We start from the raw sequence: 22,815 nt of genomic DNA, 5'->3' as shown, positions 1-22,815 counted from the left end.
GCATCGAGCGGCCAAAGCCGTACAATAGGCCCGTTTTGTCGCCAGATGACTCTCGGACGCGCCCAGTGCGCAGGAATAGACGCGTTTTGAAGGACTCGACCACCGCTAGCCACGCCGCAGCCTGGCGTCAGCAATTGCACATTCGCCTGAAGGAAGGGGCCCTGATCGCGCTCGGCGCGCTCTGCCTTTACCTGTGGATGGCGCTGCTCACCTACGATTCGTCCGATCCGGGCTGGAGTCATTCCAGTCACGTCGAGCAGGTGCAGAACGCTGCCGGTCGCCTGGGGGCGCTGAGTGCCGACATCCTCTTCGTCGCGCTAGGTTACTTCGCCTACCTGTTCCCGCTGCTGCTCGGGGTCAAGACCTGGCAGGTCTTCCGCAAGCGCCACGTGGCCTGGGAGTGGAGCGGCTGGCTGTTCTCCTGGCGCCTGATCGGCCTGGTGTTCCTGATCCTTTCCGGCTCGGCGCTGGCCTATATCCATTTCCACATCGGTGGCGGCCACCTGCCGGCCTCCGCCGGTGGCGCCGTGGGCGAAAGCCTCGGCCAGTTGGCGCTCAACGCCCTCAACGTGCAGGGCAGCACGCTGCTGTTCATCGCCCTGTTCCTGTTCGGCATGACCGTGTTCGCCGACCTTTCCTGGTTCCAGGTGATGGACGTCACCGGGAAGATCACCCTGGACCTCTTCGAGCTGATCCAGAACGCCTTCAACCGCTGGTGGAGTGCGCGCAGCGAGCACAAGCAGCTGGTCGCGCAACTGCGCGAAGTGGACGAGCGCGTCGCCGAAGTGGCCGCGCCGGTGGTGCCGGACCGTCGCGAGCAGGCCAAGGTCAAGGAGCGCCTGATCGAGCGCGAGGAAGCCCTGGTCAAGAGCGTGCAGGAGCGCGAGAAGCGCCCGGCGCCGAAGATCGACGCGCCGCCGCCGCCCAAGCCCGCCGAGCCGAGCAAGCGCGTGCTCAAGGAGAAACAGGCGCCGCTGTTCGTCGATACCGCCGTGGAGGGCACCCTGCCGCCGCTGTCGATCCTCGACCCGGCCGGCGAGAAGAAGCGCAGCTACTCCCCCGAATCGCTGGAGGCCATGTCGCGCCTGCTGGAGATCAAGCTCAAGGAGTTCGGCGTCGAGGTGGTGGTCGAGTCGGTCCATCCGGGCCCGGTGATCACCCGTTTCGAAATCCAGCCGGCGGCCGGCGTGAAGGTCAGCCGCATCTCCAACCTGGCCAAGGACCTGGCGCGCTCGCTGGCGGTGATCAGCGTGCGGGTGGTCGAGGTGATTCCCGGCAAGACCACCGTGGGCATCGAGATTCCCAACGAAGACCGGCAGATGGTGCGCTTCTCCGAAGTGCTGATGACGCCGGAATACGACGAACACAAGTCCACCGTGCCGCTGGCCCTGGGCCATGACATCGGCGGCAACCCGGTCATCACCGACCTGGCGAAGATGCCGCACCTGCTGGTGGCCGGTACCACCGGTTCCGGTAAGTCGGTGGGCGTGAACGCCATGCTGCTGTCGATCCTGTTCAAGTCGACGCCGGCGGACGCGCGGCTGATCATGATCGACCCGAAGATGCTCGAACTGTCGATCTACGAGGGCATTCCGCACCTGCTCTGCCCGGTGGTCACCGACATGAAGGAGGCCGCCAACGCGCTGCGCTGGAGCGTCGCCGAGATGGAGCGGCGCTACAAGCTGATGGCCGCCATGGGCGTGCGCAACCTGGCCGGTTTCAATCGCAAGGTGAAGGACGCCGAGGAGGCCGGCACGCCGCTGACCGACCCGCTGTACCGCCGCGAGAGCATGGAAGACGAGGCGCCGCTGCTGCACACGCTGCCGACCATCGTGGTGGTGGTCGACGAATTCGCCGACATGATGATGATCGTCGGCAAGAAGGTCGAAGAGCTGATCGCGCGTATCGCGCAGAAGGCGCGGGCGGCGGGCATCCACCTGATCCTCGCCACCCAGCGCCCGTCGGTGGACGTGATCACCGGCCTGATCAAGGCCAACATCCCGACCCGGATCGCCTTCCAGGTGTCGAGCAAGATCGACTCGCGGACCATCCTCGACCAGGGTGGCGCGGAGCAGTTGCTCGGCCACGGTGACATGCTCTACCTGCCGCCGGGCACCGGCCTGCCGATCCGCGTGCATGGCGCGTTCGTCTCCGACGACGAAGTGCATCGCGTGGTCGAGGCCTGGAAACTGCGCGGCGCCCCCGACTACATCGAGGACATCCTCGCCGGCGCCGAAGAAGGCGGTGGCGGTGGCTTCGAGGGTGGCGGCGGTGGCGAGGGCAGCGAAGGCAGCGAGGACGACCCGCTGTATGACGAAGCCGTGCGCTTCGTCACCGAGAGCCGCCGCGCCTCGATTTCCGCGGTGCAGCGCAAGCTGAAGATCGGCTACAACCGCGCCGCGCGGATGATCGAGGCGATGGAGATGGCCGGCGTGGTCACTCCGATGAATTCCAATGGCTCGCGCGAAGTGACCGCGCCGGCCCCCATCCGCGACTGATCGAGGATTTCCATGCGACTGATCCGCATGCTGATGCTTGCCGCGCTGGCCATGGCCGGCGTCCAGGCCCACGCCGACGATGCCTCCACCCAGCGCCTGAGCGCCATGCTGAGCAAGGCCCAGACCCTGACCGCACGCTTCTCCCAGCTGACCCTGGACGGCAGCGGCACCCGCCTGCAGGAGACGGCCGGCAACCTGGCGCTCAAGCGCCCGGGCCTGTTCCGCTGGCACACCGACGCGCCCCAGGAGCAACTGCTGATCTCCAATGGCGAGAAGATCTGGCTGTACGACCCGGACCTGCAGCAGGTGACCATCCAGAAACTCGACCAGCGCCTGACCCAGACCCCGGCGCTGCTGCTCTCCGGCGACATTTCGAAGATCCACGAGAGCTTCGACATCACCAGCAAGGATGGCGGCAACGTGGTCGACTTCACCCTCAAGCCGAAGGACAAGGACACCCTGTTCGACAACCTGCGGATTTCCTTCCGCAACGGGGTGGTCAACGACATGCAGCTGATCGACAGCGTCGGCCAGCGCACCAACATCCTGTTCTTCGACGTGAAGATGAACCAGCCGGTGGACGCCAAGCAGTTCGTCTTCGAGGCGCCCAAGGGCGTCGACGTCATCCAGGAGTGAAGGGCGGCCGCCTGGCGCGGCGCCCGTGAGGTAGCAGCGTGGACCTGTTCCGTTCCGAACCCGTAGCCCAGCCCCTGGCCGCGCGCCTGCGCGCCGCCAGCCTGGACGAATACGCCGGCCAGGAGCACCTGCTCGCCCGCGGCAAGCCGCTGCGCGAGGCGCTGGAGCAGGGCGCGCTGCACTCGATGATCTTCTGGGGCCCGCCCGGCGTCGGCAAGACCACCCTGGCCAAGCTGCTGGCGCAGGTCTCCGACGCGCACTTCGAGACCATCTCGGCGGTGCTCTCCGGGGTCAAGGAAATCCGCCAGTCGGTGGAGATGGCCAAGCAGCAGGCGGCGCAATACGGCCGCCGCACCATCCTCTTCGTCGACGAAGTGCACCGCTTCAACAAGAGCCAGCAGGACGCCTTCCTGCCCTATGTCGAAGACGGCACCCTGATTTTCATTGGCGCGACGACCGAGAACCCGTCCTTCGAACTGAACAACGCCTTGCTCTCGCGGGCTCGCGTCTACGTGCTGAAGAGCCTGGACGAGGCGGCCCTGCGCAAGCTGGTGCAGCGCGCCTTGAGCGAAGACAAGGGCCTCGGCAAGCGCCGGCTGAGCCTGCCCGAGGAGAGTTTCGCGATCCTCATGGCCGCCGCCGATGGCGATGGCCGGCGCCTGCTCAACCTGCTGGAGAACGCTTCCGACCTGGCCGAGGACGGTGGCGAGATCAGCCCCACGCTGTTGCAGAACCTGCTGGGCGACACCCGCCGGCGTTTCGACAAGGGCGGCGAGGCCTTCTACGACCAGATCAGCGCGCTGCACAAGTCGGTGCGCGGCTCCAGCCCGAACGGCGCGCTCTACTGGTTCGCGCGCATGCTCGACGGCGGCTGCGACCCACTGTACATCGCTCGCCGCGTGGTGCGCATGGCCAGCGAGGAGGTCGGCAACGCCGACCCGCGCGCGCTGACCCTGTGCCTCGACGCCTGGAACGTGCAGGAGCGCCTGGGCAGCCCGGAGGGCGAGCTGGCCATCGCCCAGGCCATCGTCTACCTGGCCTGCGCGCCGAAGAGCAACGCGGTCTATACCGCCTACAACAACGCGCGCAGCGACGTCGCCGCCAGCGGCTCGCTGGAAGTGCCGTTGCACCTGCGCAATGCACCGACCAAGCTGATGAAGAACCTCGGCTATGGCGAGGAGTATCGTTACGCCCATGACGAAGCCGACGCCTACGCCGCCGGGGAAGACTACTTCCCCGAAGAGTTCGAACCGCGCCAGTATTACCAGCCCGCGCCCCGTGGCCTGGAACTGAAGATCGGCGAGAAGCTCAAGCACCTGGCGGCCCTGGACCGGGCCAGCCCGAGACAACGCAGAAAATCCTGAGCGGCGCGCGAACGCCGCCGACACTAGACACGAGAACAGACCATGCTCGATTCCAAACTGGTACGTACCCAGCCGCAGGAAGTGGCCGAACGCCTGGCCGCACGCGGCTTCACCCTGGACGTGGCGCGCATCGAAGCGCTGGAGAACCAGCGCAAGTCCGTACAGACCCGCACCGAGGCCCTGCAGGCCGAGCGCAACGCGCGTTCCAAGTCGATCGGCCAGGCCAAGCAGCGTGGCGAGGACATCGCCCCGCTGATGGCTGACGTCAACCGCATGGGCGACGAGCTGGAATCCGGCAAGCGCGAGCTGGACGCGATCCAGGTCGAGCTGGACAACCTGCTGCTGAACATCCCCAACCTGCCGCACGAATCGGTGCCGGTCGGCGCGGATGAAGACGACAACGTCGAAGTGCGCCGCTGGGGCACTCCGCGCAGCTTCGACTTCGAGATCAAGGACCACGTCGCCCTCGGCGAACAGCACGGCTGGCTGGACTTCGAGACCGCCGCGCGGCTGTCCGGCGCCCGCTTCGCCCTGATGCGCGGCCCGATCGCCCGCCTGCACCGCGCCCTGGCGCAGTTCATGATCGACCTGCACACCCGCGAGCACGGCTACGAGGAAGCCTACACCCCGTACCTGGTGCAGGCCCCGGCGCTGCAGGGCACCGGCCAGCTGCCGAAGTTCGAGGAAGACCTGTTCAAGATCGGCCGCGAGGCCGAGGCCGACCTGTACCTGATCCCCACCGCCGAAGTCTCCCTGACCAACATCGTCGCCGGGCAGATCCTCGACGCCAAGGAGCTGCCGCTGAAGTTCGTCGCCCACACCCCGTGCTTCCGCAGCGAAGCCGGCGCCTCGGGCCGCGACACCCGCGGGATGATCCGCCAGCACCAGTTCGACAAGGTCGAGATGGTGCAGATCGTCGACCCGGCGAAGTCCTGGGAAGCCCTGGAAGGCCTGGTCGGCAACGCCGAGAAGGTGCTGCAGGCCCTGGAACTGCCGTACCGCGTGCTGGCCCTGTGCACCGGCGACATGGGCTTCAGCGCGGCCAAGACCTACGACCTGGAAGTCTGGGTACCGAGCCAGGACAAGTTCCGCGAGATCTCCTCCTGCTCCAACTGCGGCGACTTCCAGGCCCGCCGCATGCAGGCGCGCTTCCGCAACCCGGAAACCGGCAAGCCGGAGCTGCTGCACACCCTCAACGGCTCCGGCCTGGCGGTGGGCCGTACCCTGGTGGCAGTGCTGGAGAACTACCAGCAGGCCGACGGCAGCGTCCGCGTTCCCGAGGTGCTCAAGCCCTACATGGGCGGCATCGAGGTAATCGGCTGAGATGGATGCGCTGCCGCTGTTCCACATCCTGCGCGGACGTCGCGCGCTCCTGGTCGGCGGCGGTGAAGTCGCCCTGCGCAAGGCGCGCCTGCTCGCCAGCGCGGGCGCCGTCCTGCGCGTGGTGGCGCCGCAGGTCCACAGCGAACTGCGCGAGCTGGTGGAGCAGGGCGGTGGCGAACTGCTGGAGCGTCGCTACGCTGAGGGTGACCTCGGCGACTGCGTGCTGGCTATCGCCGCCACCGATGACGAGCCGCTGAACGCCCAGGTCTCCCGCGACGCCCACGCGCGCAGCGTGCCGGTCAACGTGGTGGACGCGCCGGCGCTGTGCAGCGTGATCTTCCCCGCCATCGTCGACCGCTCGCCGTTGCTGGTGGCGGTGTCCAGCGGCGGCGACGCGCCGGTGCTGGCGCGCCTGCTGCGGGCCAGGCTGGAAACCTGGATTCCCGCCACCTACGGCCAGTTGGCCGGGCTTGCCAGCCGTTTCCGCGAGGCGGTGAAGCGGCGCCTGCCGGACCTGCAGCAGCGTCGCCAGTTCTGGGAGGAAACCTTCCAGGGCCCGGTGGCCGAACGCATGCTCGCCGGGCAGCCGGCGGAAGCCGAGCGGCTGCTCGCGGCGAAGCTCGAAGCGGGGCAGGCCGAGGCCCGTGGCGAGGTGTACCTGGTCGGCGCCGGCCCGGGCGATCCGGACCTGCTGACCTTCCGCGCCCTGCGCCTGATGCAGCAGGCCGACGTGGTGCTCTACGACCGCCTGGTGGCGCCGGCGATCCTCGAGCTGTGTCGCCGCGACGCGGACCGCCTGTACGTCGGCAAGCGTCGCGCCGATCACGCGGTGCCGCAGGACGAAATCAACCGCCAACTGGTCGAGCTGGCCCAGCAGGGCAAGCGCGTGCTGCGCCTGAAGGGTGGCGACCCGTTCATCTTCGGCCGTGGCGGCGAGGAAATCGACGAGCTGGCCGCCGCCGGGATTCCCTTCCAGGTGGTGCCGGGCATCACCGCGGCCAGCGGTTGCGCGGCCTACGCCGGGATTCCGCTGACCCACCGCGACTATGCGCAGTCGGTGCGCTTCGTCACCGGCCACCTCAAGGACGGCAGCACCGACCTGCCGTGGCGCGACCTGGTGGCGCCGGGCCAGACCCTGGTGTTCTACATGGGCCTGGTGGGCCTGCCGGTGATCTGCGAGGAACTGGTGCGTCACGGGCGTTCCGCCGATACCCCCGCCGCGCTGATCCAGCAGGGCACCACCGTGCACCAGCGGGTCTTCACCGGCACCCTGGCCAACCTGCCGCAACTGGTCGCCGAGCATGAAGTGCACGCGCCGACGCTGGTGATCGTCGGCGAGGTGGTCACCCTGCGCGACAAGCTCGCCTGGTTCGAAGGCCAGCAATGAGCCGCTGGCTCGCCGTGGTTGCGCTGGGCGCCTTGGTGATCGTGGCCGCGCCGGCCGGCGCGGCCAGCTTCGACTGCAAGAAGGCCCACCACGCCGACGAGAAAGCCATCTGCGCGGACCGCCAGCTGTCCGAGCTGGACGTGCAGATGGCCACGACCTACCGCCTGCTCAGCGGCCTGTTCGCCATGGGCATGCGCGGCAACATGGGCGACGCCCAGTTGGCCTGGCTGGAACAGCGCCGCGCCTGCGGGGCCAACAAGGCCTGCCTGAAACAGCGCTACCAGGAGCGCCTGGCGGCCCTGCAGAAAATCTACGACGGCATCGACAAGCCCATCTGATCTTGCCGGTTGGGGCGCTGCTCCAGCATTTCCTCGAACCGTAGGGCGAATAACCGTTCGCGGTTATCCGCCGTTGGCCGGAAACGGTGCTCGACGACAATGGCGGATAACGCCGGAGGCGTTATGCGCCCTACGGGAAAGGCTCGCGTAGCTGGCAAGAGACTGGCTCCTGCCCCTGCTGGCCGGGCCGGATCAACCCTTGCGCGCGAAGCCCTTGCCCGCCAGGTGCTCGCGGCCATGGGGCGCGTTGAAGTCCTGCTGCGGCCCCAGCGGCACTATGCCGGTCGGGTTGATGGTGCGGTGGCTGCCGTAGTAGTGGTGCTTGATGTGCTGGAAGTCCACGGTCCCTGCCACGCCCGGCAGCTGGTACAGCTCGCGCAGCCAGCCGGAGAGGTTGGGGTAGTCCGCCAGGCGCTGCAGGTTGCACTTGAAGTGCCCGTGATACACGGCGTCGAAACGGACCAGCGTGGTGAACAGGCGGATGTCCGCCTCGGTGATGTATTCGCCGGTCAGGTAGCGTCGTTCGCCCAGGCGTTTCTCCAGGCAGTCCAGTTCTTCGAACAGGGTGCCGAAGGCTTCCTCGTAGGCCGCCTGGGTGGTGGCGAAGCCGGCGCGGTACACGCCATTGTTCACCGCCGGGTAGATGCGTTCGTTGAGCGCGTCGATCTCGCCTTGCAGCGCGCTGGGGTAGAGGTCCAGGTCATTGCCGGTCAGGCCGTCGAACGCCGAATTGAACATGCGGATGATTTCCGCCGACTCATTGCTGACGATGCGCTTCTGCCGCTTGTCCCACAGCACCGGCACGGTGACGCGGCCGGTGTAATGCGGGTCGTCGCGGGTATAGCGCTGGTGCAGGAATTCCAGGCCATCCAGGGCGTCGCCGGTGGAGCCCAGGCTGCGATCGAAGGTCCAGCCGTTCTCCAGCATCAGCCAACTGACCACCGACACGTCGATCAGCCCCTGCAGGCCCTTGAGTTGACGGTAGATCAGCGTGCGGTGCGCCCAGGGGCACGCCAGCGACACGTACAGGTGATAGCGCCCGGCCTCGGCGCGGAAGCCACCTTCGCCGCTGGGACCGGCCTCGCCGTCGGCGGTCACCCAGTTGCGGCGTTGCGCGTTCTCGCGCTGGAAGCGCCCGTCCTTGCCGGTGTCGTACCACTGGTCGTGCCAGCGGCCATCGATGAGCTGTCCCATGGCGGGCTCCCTCAAGTGAGTATGGGAGCCAGTCTAGCGCTTGCGGATCGATCGATCGGCGCAAAAACAGGGTGCTAGCGATCTAGATATTCGATCGGTTGCGCGCAGCCCAGCGTTCGCGGGCCTCTGCGAAGGCGCTATCGCGGTCGCGGCCCTGGGCGCGCAGGGCCAGCGCCATGGTGGAGAGCACGGCCAGTTCGCCGTAGCCGTCCTCGCGCTGGCCGCGCCAGACTTCCACCAGCACCTGCGGGTCCAGCCGCTCCGGCTTGACGTGGCGCAGCGCCGAGAGTGCCGGCCATTCCTCGTCCCAGCTCACGCCGGCTTCGGTGCCGTAGAGGTGCGCGGGGCTGTCCGGGTTGACCTCGATCTCGCCGCCTTCGCCCTTGATGACGATGGCGCGGTCGGCGAGCAGGCGGCTGCCTTCGCGGTGGGTTTCCTGGTAGCCGGGGTGGAAGATGCTCTGCAGCACGCAGTTCGCCCGCAGCGGGTTGAGCAGGCGCACCAGCGAGTGGATCGGCGAACGCAGACCGAGGGTGTTGCGCAGGTCGATCATCCGCTGCAGGGCCGGCATCCAGTCCACCAGCGGAGCGAAGGCCAGGCCTTCGCGGTCGAGCGCCTCGCCGACGGCGCTCCAGTCGCGGCACAGCGGGATGGCGAGGGTCTGCAGCAGTTGCTCGGTGTACAGGCGCCCGGCGGTGTGTGCGCCGCCGCCGTGCAGCAGGATGCGGGTGCCGCCGCCGGCCAGGCACTTGGCCGCCAGCAGGTACCAGGCCAGGTGGCGCTTCTTGCCGGCATAGCTGGGCCAGTCGAGGTCGACGGCGATCGACGGGGCCGCCAGGCGCGCGCGCACGGCTTCGGTGAAACCGGCGAGCTCCTCGGCGCTTTCCTCCTTGTGCCGCAGCAGCATGAGGAAGGCGCCCAGTTGGGCTTCCTCGACCTTGTCGTCGAGGATCAGGCCGAGGGCCTCGCGGGCTTCCTCGCGGGTCAGGCTGCGCGCGCCGCGCTTGCCCTTGCCGAGGATGCGCACGAAGGCGGCGAAGGGGTGTTCGGCGGGTGTCTGCAGGACGAGGGGGGCGGCGGTCATAGGCAGTTGGTCGGCTTCGGCAGGCCGGCGAGCTTGGCGGCAAGCTTGGCCGGGGTGCCCTTGAACAGGAGGTTGAGGTGCAGGCTGTTGCCTTTTTCCGCGCCCAGGCGCTGGGCCACGTACTTGATCAGCGGGCGGTTGGCCGGCGACAGCTGGAACTGCGCGTAGAACTCGCGCAGCAAGTGCAGGATTTCCCAGTGCTCGGGGCTCAGGTGCAGGCCTTCCTGCTGGGCCAGGGCCTCGGCGGCGGGCACCGACCAGTCGTCCAGGTATTGCAGGTAGCCGTCCTTGTCGAGGGCGAGGCTGCGCCCTTCCACCGTCAGGGTATTCATAGCCAGGCGTTGACCTTGTCGTAGCGGGTGCAGAGTTCGACGAAGCCAGGGTAGTCGACCGCCCGCAGGTTGGCCGGCAGGGATGCCAGCAGGCCACGCGCCTGCAGGTCCTCGTCGAGGGCGAAGCAGGCGTTGGGCAGACTCTCCAGGCGCTGACGCGGGGCGCTGCCGAGGGCCAGGGCGTAGACCGCGTCGCCGCTGAGCAGCAGGCCGTCGTCGGCGCCGAGCAGCAGCAGGCAGCTGTCCAGGCGGCCATCGCCGAAGGGGGAGTGGGATAGCAGATGCAGTGTGCTCATCAGAGGGTGATCACCTGGTCGAATCGCTGGGTCAGCTGGCGCAGTTCGGTGTCGTCCAGCACCTGTACCGGCAGGCTCAGGCCGGCGCCGGCCAGGCCGCGTTCGGCGAGGCTGCGCGAGGCGGCGAAGAGTTCCTCGACGCCGAACAGCGGCAGCGCCTGGAGGTTGGCCTGCAGGTCTTTCTGCTCCAGGCTCGTCGGCTGTTGGCCGGGGGCCAGCTGGAACACCCCGTCGTCGAGGAAGAGCAGGGCGATGGGCAGGTCGAAGGCGCCGCCGGCCAGGGCGATGTCCAGCGCCTCGCGGGCGCCGGGGCCGCTCCAGGGCGCCTGGCGGCTGACGATCAGCAGGGACTTGGCCATCAGGTGCCTCCGAAGCAGACCAGACGGTCCGCCAGTTGCGCCGCTTCGTGCAGCTGGCCGAGGCCGGACAGCTCCCAGGGCGCCTGCAGGTTGGCCGCCGGGCGCTGGTAGCGCGCGGCTTCCTCGGCATTGAGCACGCCACGGCGCAGGGCGGCGGCGATGCAGACCACGGCGTCGAGCTGGTGCTCGCCGACGAAGCGGCTCCAGGCCGCGGCCACGTCCAGTTCGTCCTGGCCGCTCACCGGGTTGCTCGAGGCGCTGTGCACGCCGTCCTGGTAGAAGAACAGGCGAACGATCTCATGGCCACCGGCCAGGGTCGCCTCGGCGAAGCGCAAGGCGCGCCGGGCGGCGGGCGAGTGGGATGGGGCGAACAGGGCGATGGCGAATTTCATGGGAAGCGGCTGCTGGCGGATCACTGCGCGATGATAAGGCCAGCGCGGGGATTTTGCTGCGCCGGAAACGGAAAAAGCCCGCCGAGGCGGGCTTTTCCGAGGTGCCGGGTGGCTGTCAGTCGCGGCTCATGATGCCGAAGATCTGCAGCAGGCTGATGAACATGTTGTAGATGGAGATGTAGAGGCTCACGGTGGCCATGATGTAGTTGCGCTCGCCGCCGTGGATGATCGCGCTGGTCTGGAACAGGATGGCGGCCGAGGAGAACAGCACGAAGCCGGCGCTGATCGCCAGTTGCAGGCCGCTGATCTGGAAGAAGAGGGAAACCAGAACCGCGCCCAGCAGGACGAAGAAGCCCGCGGTGATGAAGCCGGACAGGAAGCTCATGTCGCGGCGGGTGGTCAGCACGTAGGCGGACAGGCCGAAGAACACCAGGGCGGTCATGAAGAACGCCGAGGAGATGATGCTGGCGCCGTTGGCCATGCCCAGGTACAGGTTCAGGATCGGGCCGAGGGTGTAGCCCATGAAGCCGGTGAGGGCGAAGGTGGTGACCAGGCCCCAGCCGCTGTCGCGCAGCTTCATGGTGAGGAAGAACAGGCCGTAGAAACCGACCAGCATCAGCACCAGGCCGGGGTGCGGCAGGTGCAGCTGTTGCGAGATGTAGGCGACCAGGCCGCTGAAGGCCAGGGTCATGGCCAGCAGGCCGTAGGTGTTGCGCAGGACTCCGCTGACTTCCCGTTGCTCCGCCGCGGCGGGGCTGAGGTATTGGCGTTCTTGCATGGCTAGACACTCCTGTTAGCGGAATGGGATTCCGTGACCATAGTGAAGGCATCATAACAAAGCCTTCTGTCGGACGTAGGATCAGAGTTTGACAGTGTGTTGCGATTCGGTACTATGGCGGCCCTTCATGGAAGCGTGGCCGAGTGGTTTAAGGCAGCGGTCTTGAAAACCGCCGACGGGCAACTGTCCTAGAGTTCGAATCTCTACGCTTCCGCCAATTTGAGCACGCTGAAAGCCCCGCACGTCGGGGCTTTCGCGTTTCTGCCCGGGGCTCATGGCAACGACATTGCCAGCGGTTTATTTCCGTAACCTTAAGGCCGTTTTCCGTAACATTCGTCCAGCGGGTTGGGTCGACAACCTTGCCAACGCGCCGATGCACCGTTTCGGTGATGCGCCTGTCGGTATGCCCGAGCCGTTTCGAGGCGCGGCTCAGGTCGTCGATTTCCGAGGCGGCCTTGGGGCGGATGTCGCGGAACTGGAATTGCCGGACGGCAGTTGCCAACGTCTCGTCGAGGTTCTCCAGCGCCGCCCTGGCTGCAGCCTCCCGGGCCTCATCGAACCGAATGCGCGACATCGGGCGGTGAGCCTCCGTCCGTCTGGGGTGGTTACCAGGTAGCGGCCAACGATGTGGCGGTCCTTCCGCTGCTGGAGCCGGCGATCAATCAGGATGCCGAGATCGGTCTTGCCAGCTGCATTGATCAGGCGAATTCGCAGCTTTTTCGCGGTTTTTTCCCTGGGAGGTGCTGAGGAAGTCACCGTCGATGCCAGGCGCGCGGGCGATCAGCACGTCGCTCGGCCGCTGGGCCATCAGATACGCCAAGTCCATCGCGTCACGCAGTTCGATGCACGCCTGGGCGTACACGGCATTCCAGACCTCGTCGCGTTCTCCCTCATCGCGATCAGCGCGCTGAGCGTGATGATGTCGATCGACTTCCGCGTACTGCCCGGCCATGCGCTGGTGGGCCTGCTGTAGCAGGCGCACCGGCAACGAAAAGGCCGCCCTTCGGGGGATATGGCGGGGATCTGAAACCCGACAGGGCCGCATTCCCGGCATGCGCCGAGTGCTTCAGCCGTTGTAGAGCTGTTGCGAAGGACCGGTAGCGGCCGCGTGGAAGAAGTTCCTTCAGGGCGCCTTGTTGGCCAGCGATTCCAGCAGGTCGGCGGAAGGCACGAAGAACAGGCTGCCCGTCACTGCCTTGCTGTAGTCCAGCAGGCGATCATAGTTGCCGGCTGGGCGACCTATGAACATGTTTTCCAGCATTTCCTCGACCGGCGCCGGGGAGCGGGCATAGCCGATGAAGTAGGTGCCGAACTCTCCCGCTCCGGGGCGGCCGAACGGCATGTTGTCGCGGAGGATCTTCACCTCCTGGCCGTTCTTCTCCAGGGTGGTCAGGGAACTGTGCGAGCAGCTGGGCTTCACGTCATCTCCCAGTTCGATGTCGGCCAGTTTGGTGCGACCGATGATACGTTCCTGAGCTTCGGTAGAGAGCTGGTTCCAGCCTGCCATGTCATGCAGGTATTTCTGCACCAGGACGTAGCTGCCGCCGGCGAAGTCCGCATCCTCGTCGCCGACGAGGGTGAAGTGCGGGATGTCCCGGCCTTCCGGATTCTCGGTGCCGTCCACGAAACCGATGATGCTGCGCATGTCGAAGTAGCGAAAACCCTGGACTTCATCGACCACCGTGACGGCGTCGCCCAGGCGCGCGACCAGTTGTGCCGCGAGTTCGAAGCAGAGGTCCATGTGCTCGGCGCGGATGTGCAGCAGCAGGTCACCGGGGGTGGACACGGCGACACGCTCCCCCGTACCCATCTCGCGGAAAGCGTGCAGGGAGGCCGGCCGCGGAGCGCCGAAGAGTGCGTCCCAAGCCGCTGAACCAAAGCCTACTACGCAGGACAGATTGCCCGTCGGCACACGCTTGCCGACTGAGCGCACCAGCGCAGCAACGTCCTCGCAGAGCGAGCGCACAGTGCTCCAGTCCTTTCCCGGCGCCAGGGTGGCGACCAGGATGATCGCGCTGCGGGTAATCGGACTGTCGACTGCCTGGGGGAGGGGGGATTCGTTGAGCATAGGTTCCATGCGCCGCTATCGAAATGGGGAAGGATGAGGTTATCAAAGCAGGCCGCTAGTCACGCTGACAATTCTGGCTGCTCTAGACCAAGGACCCGCCGTTGTCAGCTGTCGGCCCAGGTTGTGTAAAAGCGTGGCCAGCCCCCTTGCCATGTTTCCGGCGGGATTCATCGTGGGGGGCACTCCATGAAGGGTTTCATCCACGGCGAGCATCGAGGCCAAGCCACGCTACGGCCCGAGAGCCTGGATGATTAGGTCGCGGACACCAACCCTGATCGAGTCGTCGATGTGTTCGGCCCCGGCAGGCTGGGCTTCGACGGTATCGTCCCGGCAGAAACGGGTTGCTCCGCTTACCATCCCTGCGTTTTGCTGAGGCTCCATATCTACGGCTACCTCAATCGCATCCCATCCAGTCGCCGGCTTGAGCGTGAGGCTCAGCGCAACGTCGAATGGATGTGGCTGACCGGGCGTCTGGCACCGGACTTCAAGACCATCGCCCATTTTCGCAAGGCCATCCCCGGCGTCTGCCGGCAGTTCGTGGTGCTGTGTCAGCAACCGTGACCGCAATTCACCCGTACCAAGCTGAAACCTCGGATGGAGGAGACCGAGTCGAGCATTATCTGAGTCAGCCCCTACGGGCGCGCAGCGTCTGCGCCTGGCCCAGGCGGTACTGGTTGTCGCCGCTGCGCTTGGCCTCGTACATCGCCAGATCGGCAACATGGATTAGCTGGTCGCGGGTCTGCGCGTGGTCGGGGAAGAGGGCGATACCCAGGCTGACTCCGACCCGCTGCAGCGTGTCGCCCAGGCGGATTGGTGCGTCCAGCGGTAGCAGCAACCTCTCCGCGATCACCCGGGCCTCGTCCTCAGGGGCGCGCTCGGCCGATAGTCCTTCCAGCAGGGTGACGAACTCGTCGCCACCCAGGCGCGCCACGCTGTCCGAGTTGCGCAGTGCATCGTGCAGGCGGGTCGCGGTGGTCCGCAGCACCTGGTCGCCCGCCGCATGGCCAAAGCTGTCGTTGATCGCCTTGAAACCGTTGAGGTCGATGAACACCAGTGCAATACGGCTGTGGTTGCGCCGGGCCAAAGCCAGGGCGCTTTCCAGGCGTTCCTCGAACACCAGGCGGTTGGGCAGGCCGGTCAGCGGGTCATGGTGGGCCAGTCGGTGCAACTGGTTGGCCCAGGCTTTCTCCTCGGTGATATCGCGCACCACGCCCATCATCTTGATGGGCGTGCCACGTTCGTCCTTGACCACGTTGCCGGTCTCGCGCAGCCAGTGCAGCGTGCCGTCCGGCCAGACCACCCGATACTCTTCGTCGTGGTTCTCGCCGGTTTCGATGCAGCGCAATTCGCCGGCGCGCACACGGGCGCGATCGTCCGGGTGAACCGCGTTGCAGAACAGCTCGTAGCTCGGTGTCACTTCGTCGACCGAATAGCCGAACATGCCGTAGATGGCGTCGGACCAGTACAGATGGCTGGTGTCGATGTCCCAGTCCCAGGTACCGATGCGGGCGAAATACTGGCTGCGCTGGAAGCGCTCGGCCTCGACCAGGATCGGACGGATCAGCAGCCATTGCGTGGCATTGGCCGCGCCGTGCTGGCTGATGTGTATCGCGCGCGGCTGGCCATCATCGCCCGTGACCTGCACCGGGCCGGCTGACGCGGCCAACTGCGGCAGACGTTCTCGCAGGCGTAGGCCCCGCAGCGGCGTGCCGGTACAGCCGAGCAGTTCGGCCGCGGCCGGGTTGTGCCAGCTCACCCGACCATCACGGTCCAGTTGCAACACGCCCACGTCCAACTCCGCCAGCAGGGCACAATGCTGCTGGCGCTGGCGGTGCAACGCCCGCAGCAGAGCCAGGCTGGACAGAGTGGCGAGCAGGGCGACGCACAGGGCGATCATCGGGCAGCGACCGATCCATGAGGCTGGGCGATGCCTGCATTATGCCTATCTACGGGTGGCAGTTCGCCTACAAACTCTATCCATCCTGTTATTCGCCGCTTGGCACGGAGCGTCCAACCGCAGGGGATGCGACAGCCGGCCGAGACTGACGCTCGTGGCGGGCGCCCGTCTAGCCCGGCGCGCCACGCCACGTCATCTCATGGGCGGGTTTGTCGAGCTGCGACCAGGCCTTCTCGATCTCTTTCCTCTGCGCTTCGGAAAAGCGTTCAGGCAGGAACAGGCGGCGTTTTTCGTCCGAGGTCAGGGGCACGATTTCCGGGAGCAGCTGAAGTGGAATGCTCTGGGCGTCTCGCCTGGCGGACTGCGCTTCCACCACCTGCGTTTTGGGGGCGGCGCCGCTGGATGCCACTGTGCCCGAGCCGGCTTTGCATTGCCTTGAGGGCTTCCCGAAATCCTCTCGTACGCTCTATCGCGCCATGTCCGACGTTTTCGTCACGAGTCGGAGGGCAGTCGATTCCTATGTATTTGTAGGATTTATGTAGTGGCCAATTGGAATCGGCTACCTGAATGGCTATCATCCAGATCCTTTCGGAGGATCCAGCCGTTGTTCCGATCAGTTGCCGACACCAGTGGTGGTACCCGTCACGCCTACCGTGCGCGCATGCGCCTGGCCGGGGCGTTCCTGCTGCTGTCCGTGATCGTCTGCCTGTTCGTCCTGTTCTTCCCCGACGACCACGATCGCGCCGGTTGGCTCGCCACCCTGGGCGCCGCGTTGGCCGTCGGCTCGTTGCTGGCCCATGAGCAACTGCGCCGGGCCATCTCGACGTTGCTCCCCGAGCTTTCCGCCAGGCGCCTGGCGAAGCTCAACCGTTGGCGCCGCCTCACCCTGGCCGCGGCGGTCGCGGGGATGCTCTGCTGGGCTGTCTTCGGACTCGCCTGACGCCTTTCGTCTGAATGAAAAAAGCCCCGGCCGATGCCGGGGCTTTTTACGTTCTGCACGTTCTGCACGTTCTGCGCCTAATGCGCCACCCGCGCGTACAACCCTGCGGCCTGCTGCATGCGGCTGATGTATTGCGCCACCTCGCGCTCTGCATCGAAGCGGGTGAAGAAGGGGCCTTCGAGCGTGCCTTCGCGGGTGGAAAAGAAGTACTGACCGTTGACCGAGCTGATGCGGTCGCTCCGGTAGTGGGTGCCCGGCGCACTGTCGTTGTCCCTTTGACCGAACATCAGGATACCTCCCACACAATGGGGTTAATGATTTCAGTATAGGCGGCGGCGCCTTCGGTGTAGCGCAGGCGATGAACGGCAGGTGGCACGGAGGATGGGAGCTATGCTGAAGGGCCCGGGCAGCCGGGCTGGAAGTGGCCCGGATTGCGGTTTCTATAATTTTAGTTATAAGAAAATCGAAATTTATTCTTTTTAATGAATTTCGCCCTTGTGCATAGTGAGCCCACAACGAACCAGGAGCCTTACCCATGAGTCTGCGTCTCGGCGACATCGCCCCCGACTTCGAACAGGAATCCAGTGAAGGTCGCATCCGCTTCCATGAGTGGCTCGGCAACAGCTGGGGCATCCTCTTCTCGCACCCGGCGGACTTCACCCCGGTGTGCACCACCGAGCTGGGCCTGACCGCCAAGCTCAAGGACGAATTCGCCAAGCGCGGGGTCAAGGCCATCGCGCTCTCGGTGGACCCGGTGGACTCCCACGTGAAGTGGATCGACGACATCAACGAGACCCAGAACACGGTCGTCAACTTCCCGATCATCGCCGACGCCGACCGCAAGGTTTCCGAGCTCTACGACCTGATCCACCCGAACGCCAACGACACCCTGACGGTGCGTTCGCTGTTCGTCATCGACCCGAACAAGAAGGTGCGCCTGACCATCACCTATCCGGCCAGTACCGGGCGCAACTTCAACGAAATCCTGCGGGTGGTGGATTCGCTGCAACTCACCGACAACCACAAGGTCGCCACGCCGGGCAACTGGCAGGACGGCGACGACGTGGTGATCGTGCCCTCGCTGAAGGACGAGGAGGAAATCCGCCAGCGCTTCCCCAAAGGCTACAAGGCGATCAAGCCTTACCTGCGCCTGACCCCGCAGCCGAACCGCTGAGTCTTTCGCGGCCGCGTCGCGCGGCCGCCCGTTTTGCACACCACGAGTAGGGTTTTTGGCCGGTTCGCCGGCCACCTTTTTTTCCAGTCCCGCGCAGCGCCCGCCGCGCTTTGTTTTCCGTTCTGACTTGCCCGCCAACGGGGAGAAGACGTCAGCCACGCCGCCAAGGAGATCGACCATGGGTCCGTCCACCTGGCGCCGCAGCCTGACCGCCGCTCTCCTGGCGTGTCTGCCGCTCGGTGCCTTCAGTTCCGCCGCTCACGCCGAAACCCCCAGGGAAGTCCGCCTGGACTACGCCTACTACGCGCCCACCAGCCTGGTGCTCAAGCACTTCGGCTGGCTGGAGGAAGCGCTCAAGCCCCAGGGCACTGAGGTGCGCTGGGTGTTCAGCCAGGGCAGCAACCGCTCGCTGGAATACCTCAACGCCGGCAGCACCGATTTCGCCTCGACCGCCGGCCTGGCCGCCGTGCTCAGCCGCGCCAACGGCAGCCCGCTGAAGACCGTGTACATCGCCTCGCGCCCGGAGTGGACCGCGCTGGTGGTGGCCAAGGACTCGCCGATCAAGTCCCTCGCTGACCTCAAGGGTCGCAAGGTCGCCGCCACCAAGGGCACCGACCCCTACCTGTTCCTGCTGCGCAGCCTGCAGAGCGTCGGCCTGGGCAAGGGCGACGTGGAGATCGTCCACCTGCAGCACCCCGATGGCCGCACCGCCCTGGAGCGCGGCCAGGTGGACGCCTGGGCCGGGCTCGACCCGCACATGGCCGCCAGCGAACTGCAGGCCGGCTCGCGGCTGCTGTACCGCAACGTCAATTTCAACAGCTATGGCGTGCTCAGCGTCACCGAGCGCTTCGCTCGCGAGCAGCCGCAGCTGATCAAGCAGGTGATCGGCGCCTATGAGCGCGCCCGCCACTGGGCCGTCGAACACCCCGAAGAGACCGCCAAGCTGCTGGCCGAGGAAGCCAAGCTGCCGCTGGAAGTCGCCAAGCTGCAGCTCTCGCGCACCGACTTCAGCCAGCCGCTGCCTGGCGCCGAGCAGATCGCCGCGCTCAAGGCCGCCGCGCCGATCCTGGTGGATGAGCAACTGGTGCGCCCGGGTACCGATGTGAACCGGGTGGTCGAGCAACTGATCGACCCGCAGCTGGCCGGCGAGGTGATCGGCAAGCAGCCCCTGGCGCAGTCGGGGAACTGAGCCCATGGCCGTGCAGAGCCTGAGCCTCGGCCGCCGCGTGGCGCGCCTGTCCCTGCGCTTGCGGGCCCCGCGCTGGCGGGCCTGGGTGCTGCCCCTGCTGCTGTGCGCCGGCCTCGAGCTGGCGGTGCGGGTCGGCTGGCTGGCGGAGAACCAGATGCCGGCGCCGAGCACGGTCGCGCTGACCCTCTGGCAACTGGCCCACGGGGAGCTCTGGCAGCACATCGGCGCGAGCCTGGCGCGGGTCGCCAGCGGCTTCGCCATCGGTTCCTTCGCGGCGCTGCTGATCGGCACCTGGGTCGGCCTCAGCCGTCGCGCGGAGGCCTACCTGGAACCGAGCTGCCAGGCCCTGCGAGCCATTCCCAGCCTGGCCTGGGTGCCCTTGCTGCTGCTCTGGCTGGGCATCGACGAAACCCCCAAGGTGGTGCTGATCGCCCTGGGCGCCTTCTTCCCGGTGTACCTGGCGCTGGTCGCCGGCGTGCGCGGGGTGGATCGCAAGTGGGTGGAACTGGGGCGGCTGTATCACCTGTCCAGTTTCACCCTGGCGCGACGCATTCTCCTGCCGGCGGCGCTGCCGAGCCTGTTCACCGGGCTGCGCGGTGCGCTCAGCCTGAGCTGGATGTTCCTTGTCGCCGCCGAGCTGATCGCCGCCACCCGTGGCCTCGGCTACCTGCTCAGCGACGGCCGCGAGACCTCGCGGCCGGACATCGTGATCGCCGCCATCCTGGTCCTGGCCGTGCTCGGCAAGCTCAGCGACGGCCTGCTCAAGGCCGTCGAGCGACGCGCCCTGGCCTGGCGCGACAGTTTCGACGGCCTGGAGGACAAGGCATGAGCGCGTTGCTGGAATTGCGCGGCATCCGCAAGAGTTTCAATGGCGCGCGGGTGCTGGATGAGATCGACCTGGCCCTGGCGCCGGGCGAGGTGGTCAGCCTGCTCGGCCCCAGCGGCTGCGGCAAGAGCACCCTGCTTCGGATCGCCGCCGGCCTCGACCAGGACTTCGCCGGGCGCCTTGAGCGCAATCCGCTGCTGGGCTTCGGCCCGGACGGCGAGAGTGGCCGTGGCGGCGGCATCGGCGTGGTGTTCCAGGAGCCGCGCCTGCTGCCCTGGCTGACGGTGGCGCAGAACGTCGGCTTCGCCGACGGCTGGCTGGCCGACGGCCAGCGCATCGCCCGGCTGCTGCGTGACGTGGGCCTGGAAGGCAAGGGCGGCCTGCTGCCCAAGCAACTGTCCGGCGGCATGGCGCAGCGCGCGGCCATCGCCCGCGGGCTCTACGGGCGGCCGCAGGTGCTGCTGCTGGACGAGCCGTTCAGCGCGGTGGACGCCTTCACCCGCCTGCGCCTGCAGGACCTGATCCAGGACCTGGCGCAGGAGTACGACATCAGCATCCTGCTGGTCACCCACGACCTTGACGAAGCCTTCTACCTGGGCGATCGCGTGCTGCTCCTGGGCGGTACGCCGAGCCGCGTGCGCCGTGAATTCCCGGTGCCGCTGGAGCGCCCGCGCGACCGCCGCGCGGTGGAGCTGGCCTACCTGCGCGGCGAAGCGCTGACCGAGCTGCAGCTTTCCCACGTCATCTGATTCGGCATTTGGCTTCGCCGCAGGAGCGAGCTGGCTCGCGAACGCACTCCACTCCGTCACTCCCGCGAACGCGGGAGCCCAGAGGCTCTGGATCTCTGCATTCGCGGAGACGACAAGGGAAGGGGTAGGTATGCGAGTTTATGATTTAAGTTATAAGCAAATGAATAAATAACATTTATTGGAATATAAAAAGCCCTGTTAAGGTCTATGCACGTTGGTTAGCGAGCCGGCCGAAAGCCGGCTCTTTCAGTTATAAGGAAGCGTGCAATGTATGTGGTGACCCTCGCCGGCAGTCCCAGCCAGCGCTCCCGCTCCGCGGTCCTGCTGGACATCGCCCGCCAGTGGCTGCACGAACGCGGCGTCGAGGTGCGCTCCTACCAGATTCGCGATTTCGCCGCCGAGGACCTGTTGCATGCCCGCTTCGACAGCCCCCAGGTGCTGGAGCTGCTGGAACAGGTGGCGCGGGCCGACGGCCTGGTGATCGCCACCCCGGTCTACAAGGCCTCGATCGCCGGCGCCCTCAAGGTGCTGCTCGACCTGCTGCCCGAACGCGCCCTCAGCCACAAGGTGGTGCTGCCCCTGGCCACCGGCGGCAGCAGCGCGCACATGCTCGCCGTGGACTACGCGCTCAAGCCGGTGCTGGCCGCGCTCAAGGCCCAGGAGATGCTGCAGGGCGTGTTCGCCGAGGATTCGCAGATCGCCTACGCCAGCGCCGAGCACCCCGCGCAGCTGGCGCCGCTGCTGGAACAGCGCCTGCTGGAGTCCCTCGAACAGTTCCATGGCGCCCTGGCCCGCAGGCCGCGGCCGATCGACCCGAACCTGCTCAACGAGCGCTTGCTGAAGGCGCGCTGGAGCATCTGACGCGAACCCGACGGCCGCGCCCGCAAGCCCCGACACGGCAGCGGGTGGCGCCGCGACACAACACGAATCCAGGCCCTCAGCATCCCGCCAACGGGAGCGCAGGTCCGGCAAGCACATGACGACAAGGACAAAGGAGCAAGCACATGCGTAGCCTGACTTTGCGTGGTGGATTGGCGGCCCTGCTGATCGCGACCCTGGCCCACGGCGCCCAAGCCGAAGAACAACCCGGTACCCTGCGTATCGGCTACCAGAAATACGGCACCCTGGTGCTGCTCAAGGCCCGCGGCACGCTGGAGAAGCGCCTGGCCGAGCAGGGCATCAAGGTGCAGTGGACCGAGTTCCCCGGCGGCCCGCAGCTGCTCGAAGGGCTGAACGTCGGCAGCATCGATTTCGGCGTTACCGGCGAGACCCCGCCGGTGTTCGCCCAGGCCGCTGGCGCCGACCTGGTCTACGTGGCCAGCGAGCCGCCGGCGCCGACCAGCGAGGCGATCCTGCTGCCCAAGGATTCCCCGATCAAGTCGGTGGCCGAGCTCAAGGGCAAGAAGGTCGCCCTGAACAAGGGCTCCAACGTGCACTACCTGCTGGTGCGCGCGCTGGAAGAGAACGGCCTGAAGTACAGCGACATCCAGCCGGTGTACCTGCCGCCGGCCGACGCCCGCGCCGCCTTCGAGCGTGGCATCGTCGACGCCTGGGTGATCTGGGACCCGTACCAGGCCGCCGCCGAGAAGCAGCTGCAGGCGCGCACCCTGGTCGACGCCACCGGCCTCGCCGACAACCACCAGTTCTACCTGGCCACCCGCGGCTACGCCAAGCAGCACCCGCAGGTGCTGACCACCCTGGTCGACGAGGTTCGCCAGGTTGGCGAATGGTCCAAGGCCAACCCGCAGCAGGTCACCGAGCAGGTCGCGCCGCTGCTCGGCCTGCCCGCCGACATCACCCTGCAGGCGGTCAAGCGCCAGGGCTACGGCGCGCAGTTCATCACCCCCGAGGTGGCGGCCAAGCAACAGAAGATCGCCGACACCTTCACCCAGCTGAAGCTGATCCCCAAGGCCCTGAGCATCAAGGACGTGGTCTGGACTCCGCCTGCGGACAGCAAGGCCAAGGTGGCCGCCAGCAACTGACGAGCAGGA

At 66.8% G+C, this 22,815-nt stretch carries 25 protein-coding genes, 1 tRNA gene and 1 pseudogene; 16 read left to right on the top strand and 11 right to left on the bottom strand.

What is annotated here, in order from left to right; genetic code table 11:
• The first annotated feature begins 65 nt into the window (after positions 1-65).
• From ftsK to P3W75_RS27155, 6 genes are read left to right on the top strand one after another with little or no spacing between them, the layout of a single operon-like run.
• Positions 66-2,498: a DNA translocase FtsK gene (gene ftsK, locus P3W75_RS27180; RefSeq protein WP_276230415.1), complete on the top strand. Its 2,433-nt coding sequence runs from the start codon at positions 66-68 to the stop codon at positions 2,496-2,498.
• A 12-nt stretch (positions 2,499-2,510) separates the two neighbouring features.
• A complete protein-coding gene (gene lolA, locus P3W75_RS27175; RefSeq protein ID WP_276230414.1) occupies positions 2,511-3,134 on the top strand; it encodes an outer membrane lipoprotein chaperone LolA in 624 nt (207 codons plus the stop codon).
• Positions 3,135-3,172: 38 nt separating this feature from the next.
• Positions 3,173-4,498 carry a replication-associated recombination protein A gene (locus tag P3W75_RS27170; RefSeq protein WP_276230413.1) on the top strand — a complete coding sequence of 442 codons (1,326 nt, stop codon included), beginning with the start codon at positions 3,173-3,175 and terminating at the stop codon, positions 4,496-4,498.
• Between the two features lie 42 nt (positions 4,499-4,540).
• A complete protein-coding gene (gene serS / locus P3W75_RS27165; protein ID WP_276230412.1) occupies positions 4,541-5,821 on the top strand; it encodes a serine--tRNA ligase in 1,281 nt (426 codons plus the stop codon).
• 1 nt (position 5,822) lies between these two features.
• Complete coding sequence (cysG, locus tag P3W75_RS27160; RefSeq protein ID WP_276230411.1) at positions 5,823-7,208, top strand: siroheme synthase CysG; 1,386 nt, start codon at positions 5,823-5,825, stop codon at positions 7,206-7,208.
• Positions 7,205-7,546: a lysozyme inhibitor LprI family protein gene (locus P3W75_RS27155; protein ID WP_276230410.1), complete on the top strand. Its 342-nt coding sequence runs from the start codon at positions 7,205-7,207 to the stop codon at positions 7,544-7,546. Before cysG ends, P3W75_RS27155 begins: the two co-directional genes overlap by 4 nt.
• A 192-nt stretch (positions 7,547-7,738) precedes the next feature.
• Here the strand turns inward: P3W75_RS27155 and P3W75_RS27150 are convergent, their stop codons facing one another.
• From P3W75_RS27150 to P3W75_RS27120, 7 genes are all read right to left on the bottom strand, one after another.
• Positions 7,739-8,740, bottom strand: a complete 1,002-nt coding sequence (locus P3W75_RS27150; protein ID WP_276230409.1) for a glutathione S-transferase family protein — start codon at positions 8,738-8,740, stop codon at positions 7,739-7,741.
• A gap of 82 nt (positions 8,741-8,822) precedes the next feature.
• Entirely contained in the window at positions 8,823-9,824 is a 1,002-nt protein-coding gene (locus P3W75_RS27145) for a glycosyl transferase family protein (RefSeq protein WP_276230408.1), read from the bottom strand.
• Positions 9,821-10,156 carry a TusE/DsrC/DsvC family sulfur relay protein gene (locus tag P3W75_RS27140; RefSeq protein ID WP_276230407.1) on the bottom strand — a complete coding sequence of 112 codons (336 nt, stop codon included), beginning with the start codon at positions 10,154-10,156 and terminating at the stop codon, positions 9,821-9,823. Before P3W75_RS27140 ends, P3W75_RS27145 begins: the two co-directional genes overlap by 4 nt.
• Positions 10,153-10,452, bottom strand: coding sequence for a sulfurtransferase complex subunit TusB (gene tusB, locus P3W75_RS27135; RefSeq protein WP_276230406.1), 300 nt, complete (start codon positions 10,450-10,452; stop codon positions 10,153-10,155). The genes P3W75_RS27140 and tusB overlap by 4 nt, the downstream gene beginning before the upstream one ends.
• Complete coding sequence (tusC, locus tag P3W75_RS27130) at positions 10,452-10,811, bottom strand: sulfurtransferase complex subunit TusC (RefSeq protein WP_276230405.1); 360 nt, start codon at positions 10,809-10,811, stop codon at positions 10,452-10,454. Before tusC ends, tusB begins: the two co-directional genes overlap by 1 nt.
• Positions 10,811-11,203: a sulfurtransferase complex subunit TusD gene (gene tusD, locus P3W75_RS27125; RefSeq protein ID WP_276230404.1), complete on the bottom strand. Its 393-nt coding sequence runs from the start codon at positions 11,201-11,203 to the stop codon at positions 10,811-10,813. Before tusD ends, tusC begins: the two co-directional genes overlap by 1 nt.
• Before the next feature lie 115 nt (positions 11,204-11,318).
• The gene (locus P3W75_RS27120) at positions 11,319-11,981 is read right to left on the bottom strand and encodes a Bax inhibitor-1/YccA family protein (RefSeq protein WP_276230403.1); all 663 of its coding nucleotides are present in this window, start codon (positions 11,979-11,981) and stop codon (positions 11,319-11,321) included.
• Positions 11,982-12,110: 129 nt separating this feature from the next.
• Here P3W75_RS27120 and P3W75_RS27115 point away from each other — a divergent pair.
• Both P3W75_RS27115 and P3W75_RS27110 read left to right on the top strand, forming a co-directional pair.
• Positions 12,111-12,198: transfer RNA gene (locus tag P3W75_RS27115), tRNA-Ser, on the top strand.
• A gap of 465 nt (positions 12,199-12,663) precedes the next feature.
• The gene (locus tag P3W75_RS27110) at positions 12,664-12,954 is read left to right on the top strand and encodes a hypothetical protein (RefSeq protein ID WP_276230402.1); all 291 of its coding nucleotides are present in this window, start codon (positions 12,664-12,666) and stop codon (positions 12,952-12,954) included.
• 150 nt (positions 12,955-13,104) lie between these two features.
• Here P3W75_RS27110 and P3W75_RS27105 read toward each other — a convergent pair whose 3' ends face one another.
• On the bottom strand, positions 13,105-14,049 hold the full coding sequence (locus P3W75_RS27105; RefSeq protein WP_276230401.1) for a Dyp-type peroxidase: 945 nt from the start codon (positions 14,047-14,049) through the stop codon (positions 13,105-13,107).
• 186 nt (positions 14,050-14,235) lie between these two features.
• Here P3W75_RS27105 and P3W75_RS27100 point away from each other — a divergent pair.
• Positions 14,236-14,604, top strand: a pseudogene (locus tag P3W75_RS27100) (transposase); the annotation flags it as partial.
• Positions 14,605-14,674: 70 nt separating this feature from the next.
• Here the strand turns inward: P3W75_RS27100 and P3W75_RS27095 are convergent.
• Together P3W75_RS27095 and P3W75_RS27090 are read right to left on the bottom strand one after the other, a co-directional pair.
• The gene (locus P3W75_RS27095) at positions 14,675-15,946 is read right to left on the bottom strand and encodes a diguanylate cyclase domain-containing protein (RefSeq protein WP_276230400.1); all 1,272 of its coding nucleotides are present in this window, start codon (positions 15,944-15,946) and stop codon (positions 14,675-14,677) included.
• A gap of 169 nt (positions 15,947-16,115) precedes the next feature.
• Positions 16,116-16,256: a hypothetical protein gene (locus tag P3W75_RS27090; protein WP_276230399.1), complete on the bottom strand. Its 141-nt coding sequence runs from the start codon at positions 16,254-16,256 to the stop codon at positions 16,116-16,118.
• Between the two features lie 294 nt (positions 16,257-16,550).
• On the opposite strand from P3W75_RS27090, the gene P3W75_RS27085 reads away from it, so the two are divergent.
• The gene (locus tag P3W75_RS27085; RefSeq protein WP_276230398.1) at positions 16,551-16,886 is read left to right on the top strand and encodes a hypothetical protein; all 336 of its coding nucleotides are present in this window, start codon (positions 16,551-16,553) and stop codon (positions 16,884-16,886) included.
• A 77-nt stretch (positions 16,887-16,963) separates the two neighbouring features.
• On the opposite strand, the gene P3W75_RS27080 is transcribed toward P3W75_RS27085, so the two are convergent.
• Entirely contained in the window at positions 16,964-17,173 is a 210-nt protein-coding gene (locus tag P3W75_RS27080) for a DUF6316 family protein (RefSeq protein ID WP_276230397.1), read from the bottom strand.
• A 248-nt stretch (positions 17,174-17,421) separates the two neighbouring features.
• On the opposite strand from P3W75_RS27080, the gene P3W75_RS27075 reads away from it, so the two are divergent.
• The 6 genes from P3W75_RS27075 (at position 17,422) to P3W75_RS27050 (ending at position 22,806) form a co-directional block, all read left to right on the top strand.
• Positions 17,422-18,060, top strand: coding sequence for a peroxiredoxin (locus P3W75_RS27075; RefSeq protein WP_276230396.1), 639 nt, complete (start codon positions 17,422-17,424; stop codon positions 18,058-18,060).
• A gap of 178 nt (positions 18,061-18,238) precedes the next feature.
• Positions 18,239-19,249 (top strand): aliphatic sulfonate ABC transporter substrate-binding protein, encoded by a 1,011-nt coding sequence (locus P3W75_RS27070; RefSeq protein ID WP_276230395.1) that lies wholly within the window; start codon positions 18,239-18,241, stop codon positions 19,247-19,249.
• A 4-nt stretch (positions 19,250-19,253) separates the two neighbouring features.
• Positions 19,254-20,078 carry an ABC transporter permease gene (locus P3W75_RS27065; protein WP_276230394.1) on the top strand — a complete coding sequence of 275 codons (825 nt, stop codon included), beginning with the start codon at positions 19,254-19,256 and terminating at the stop codon, positions 20,076-20,078.
• The gene (locus tag P3W75_RS27060; protein WP_276230393.1) at positions 20,075-20,824 is read left to right on the top strand and encodes an ABC transporter ATP-binding protein; all 750 of its coding nucleotides are present in this window, start codon (positions 20,075-20,077) and stop codon (positions 20,822-20,824) included. The genes P3W75_RS27065 and P3W75_RS27060 overlap by 4 nt, the downstream gene beginning before the upstream one ends.
• Positions 20,825-21,091: 267 nt before the next feature.
• Complete coding sequence (gene ssuE / locus P3W75_RS27055; RefSeq protein ID WP_276230392.1) at positions 21,092-21,685, top strand: NADPH-dependent FMN reductase; 594 nt, start codon at positions 21,092-21,094, stop codon at positions 21,683-21,685.
• 143 nt (positions 21,686-21,828) lie between these two features.
• Positions 21,829-22,806, top strand: a complete 978-nt coding sequence (locus P3W75_RS27050; protein ID WP_276230391.1) for a sulfonate ABC transporter substrate-binding protein — start codon at positions 21,829-21,831, stop codon at positions 22,804-22,806.
• The last annotated feature ends 9 nt before the right edge of the window (positions 22,807-22,815 follow it).

This window comes from Pseudomonas citronellolis (assembly GCF_029335315.1).
GTDB classification, from domain to species: Bacteria; Pseudomonadota; Gammaproteobacteria; order Pseudomonadales; family Pseudomonadaceae; genus Pseudomonas; species Pseudomonas citronellolis_A.
The sequence above is the reverse complement of the archived record's forward strand: the minus strand, read 5'-3'. Positions and strand labels throughout refer to the sequence as shown.

Bases quoted from the DNA above. Each gene is read 5' to 3' on its own strand.
- P3W75_RS27105 (WP_276230401.1), bottom strand. From the start codon at position 14,049: ATGCTCAACGAATCCCCCCTCCCCCAGGCAGTCGACAGTCCGATTACC.
- ssuE (WP_276230392.1), top strand. From the start codon at position 21,092: ATGTATGTGGTGACCCTCGCCGGCAGTCCCAGCCAGCGCTCCCGCTCC.
- P3W75_RS27080 (WP_276230397.1), bottom strand. From the start codon at position 17,173: ATGTTCGGTCAAAGGGACAACGACAGTGCGCCGGGCACCCACTACCGG.
- lolA (WP_276230414.1), top strand. From the start codon at position 2,511: ATGCGACTGATCCGCATGCTGATGCTTGCCGCGCTGGCCATGGCCGGC.
- P3W75_RS27050 (WP_276230391.1), top strand. From the start codon at position 21,829: ATGCGTAGCCTGACTTTGCGTGGTGGATTGGCGGCCCTGCTGATCGCG.
- P3W75_RS27140 (WP_276230407.1), bottom strand. From the start codon at position 10,156: ATGAATACCCTGACGGTGGAAGGGCGCAGCCTCGCCCTCGACAAGGAC.
- tusC (WP_276230405.1), bottom strand. From the start codon at position 10,811: ATGGCCAAGTCCCTGCTGATCGTCAGCCGCCAGGCGCCCTGGAGCGGC.
- P3W75_RS27060 (WP_276230393.1), top strand. From the start codon at position 20,075: ATGAGCGCGTTGCTGGAATTGCGCGGCATCCGCAAGAGTTTCAATGGC.
- P3W75_RS27065 (WP_276230394.1), top strand. From the start codon at position 19,254: ATGGCCGTGCAGAGCCTGAGCCTCGGCCGCCGCGTGGCGCGCCTGTCC.
- P3W75_RS27150 (WP_276230409.1), bottom strand. From the start codon at position 8,740: ATGGGACAGCTCATCGATGGCCGCTGGCACGACCAGTGGTACGACACC.
- cysG (WP_276230411.1), top strand. From the start codon at position 5,823: ATGGATGCGCTGCCGCTGTTCCACATCCTGCGCGGACGTCGCGCGCTC.
- serS (WP_276230412.1), top strand. From the start codon at position 4,541: ATGCTCGATTCCAAACTGGTACGTACCCAGCCGCAGGAAGTGGCCGAA.
- tusB (WP_276230406.1), bottom strand. From the start codon at position 10,452: ATGAGCACACTGCATCTGCTATCCCACTCCCCCTTCGGCGATGGCCGC.
- P3W75_RS27070 (WP_276230395.1), top strand. From the start codon at position 18,239: ATGGGTCCGTCCACCTGGCGCCGCAGCCTGACCGCCGCTCTCCTGGCG.
- P3W75_RS27155 (WP_276230410.1), top strand. From the start codon at position 7,205: ATGAGCCGCTGGCTCGCCGTGGTTGCGCTGGGCGCCTTGGTGATCGTG.
- P3W75_RS27145 (WP_276230408.1), bottom strand. From the start codon at position 9,824: ATGACCGCCGCCCCCCTCGTCCTGCAGACACCCGCCGAACACCCCTTC.
- P3W75_RS27075 (WP_276230396.1), top strand. From the start codon at position 17,422: ATGAGTCTGCGTCTCGGCGACATCGCCCCCGACTTCGAACAGGAATCC.
- tusD (WP_276230404.1), bottom strand. From the start codon at position 11,203: ATGAAATTCGCCATCGCCCTGTTCGCCCCATCCCACTCGCCCGCCGCC.
- P3W75_RS27095 (WP_276230400.1), bottom strand. From the start codon at position 15,946: ATGATCGCCCTGTGCGTCGCCCTGCTCGCCACTCTGTCCAGCCTGGCT.
- P3W75_RS27120 (WP_276230403.1), bottom strand. From the start codon at position 11,981: ATGCAAGAACGCCAATACCTCAGCCCCGCCGCGGCGGAGCAACGGGAA.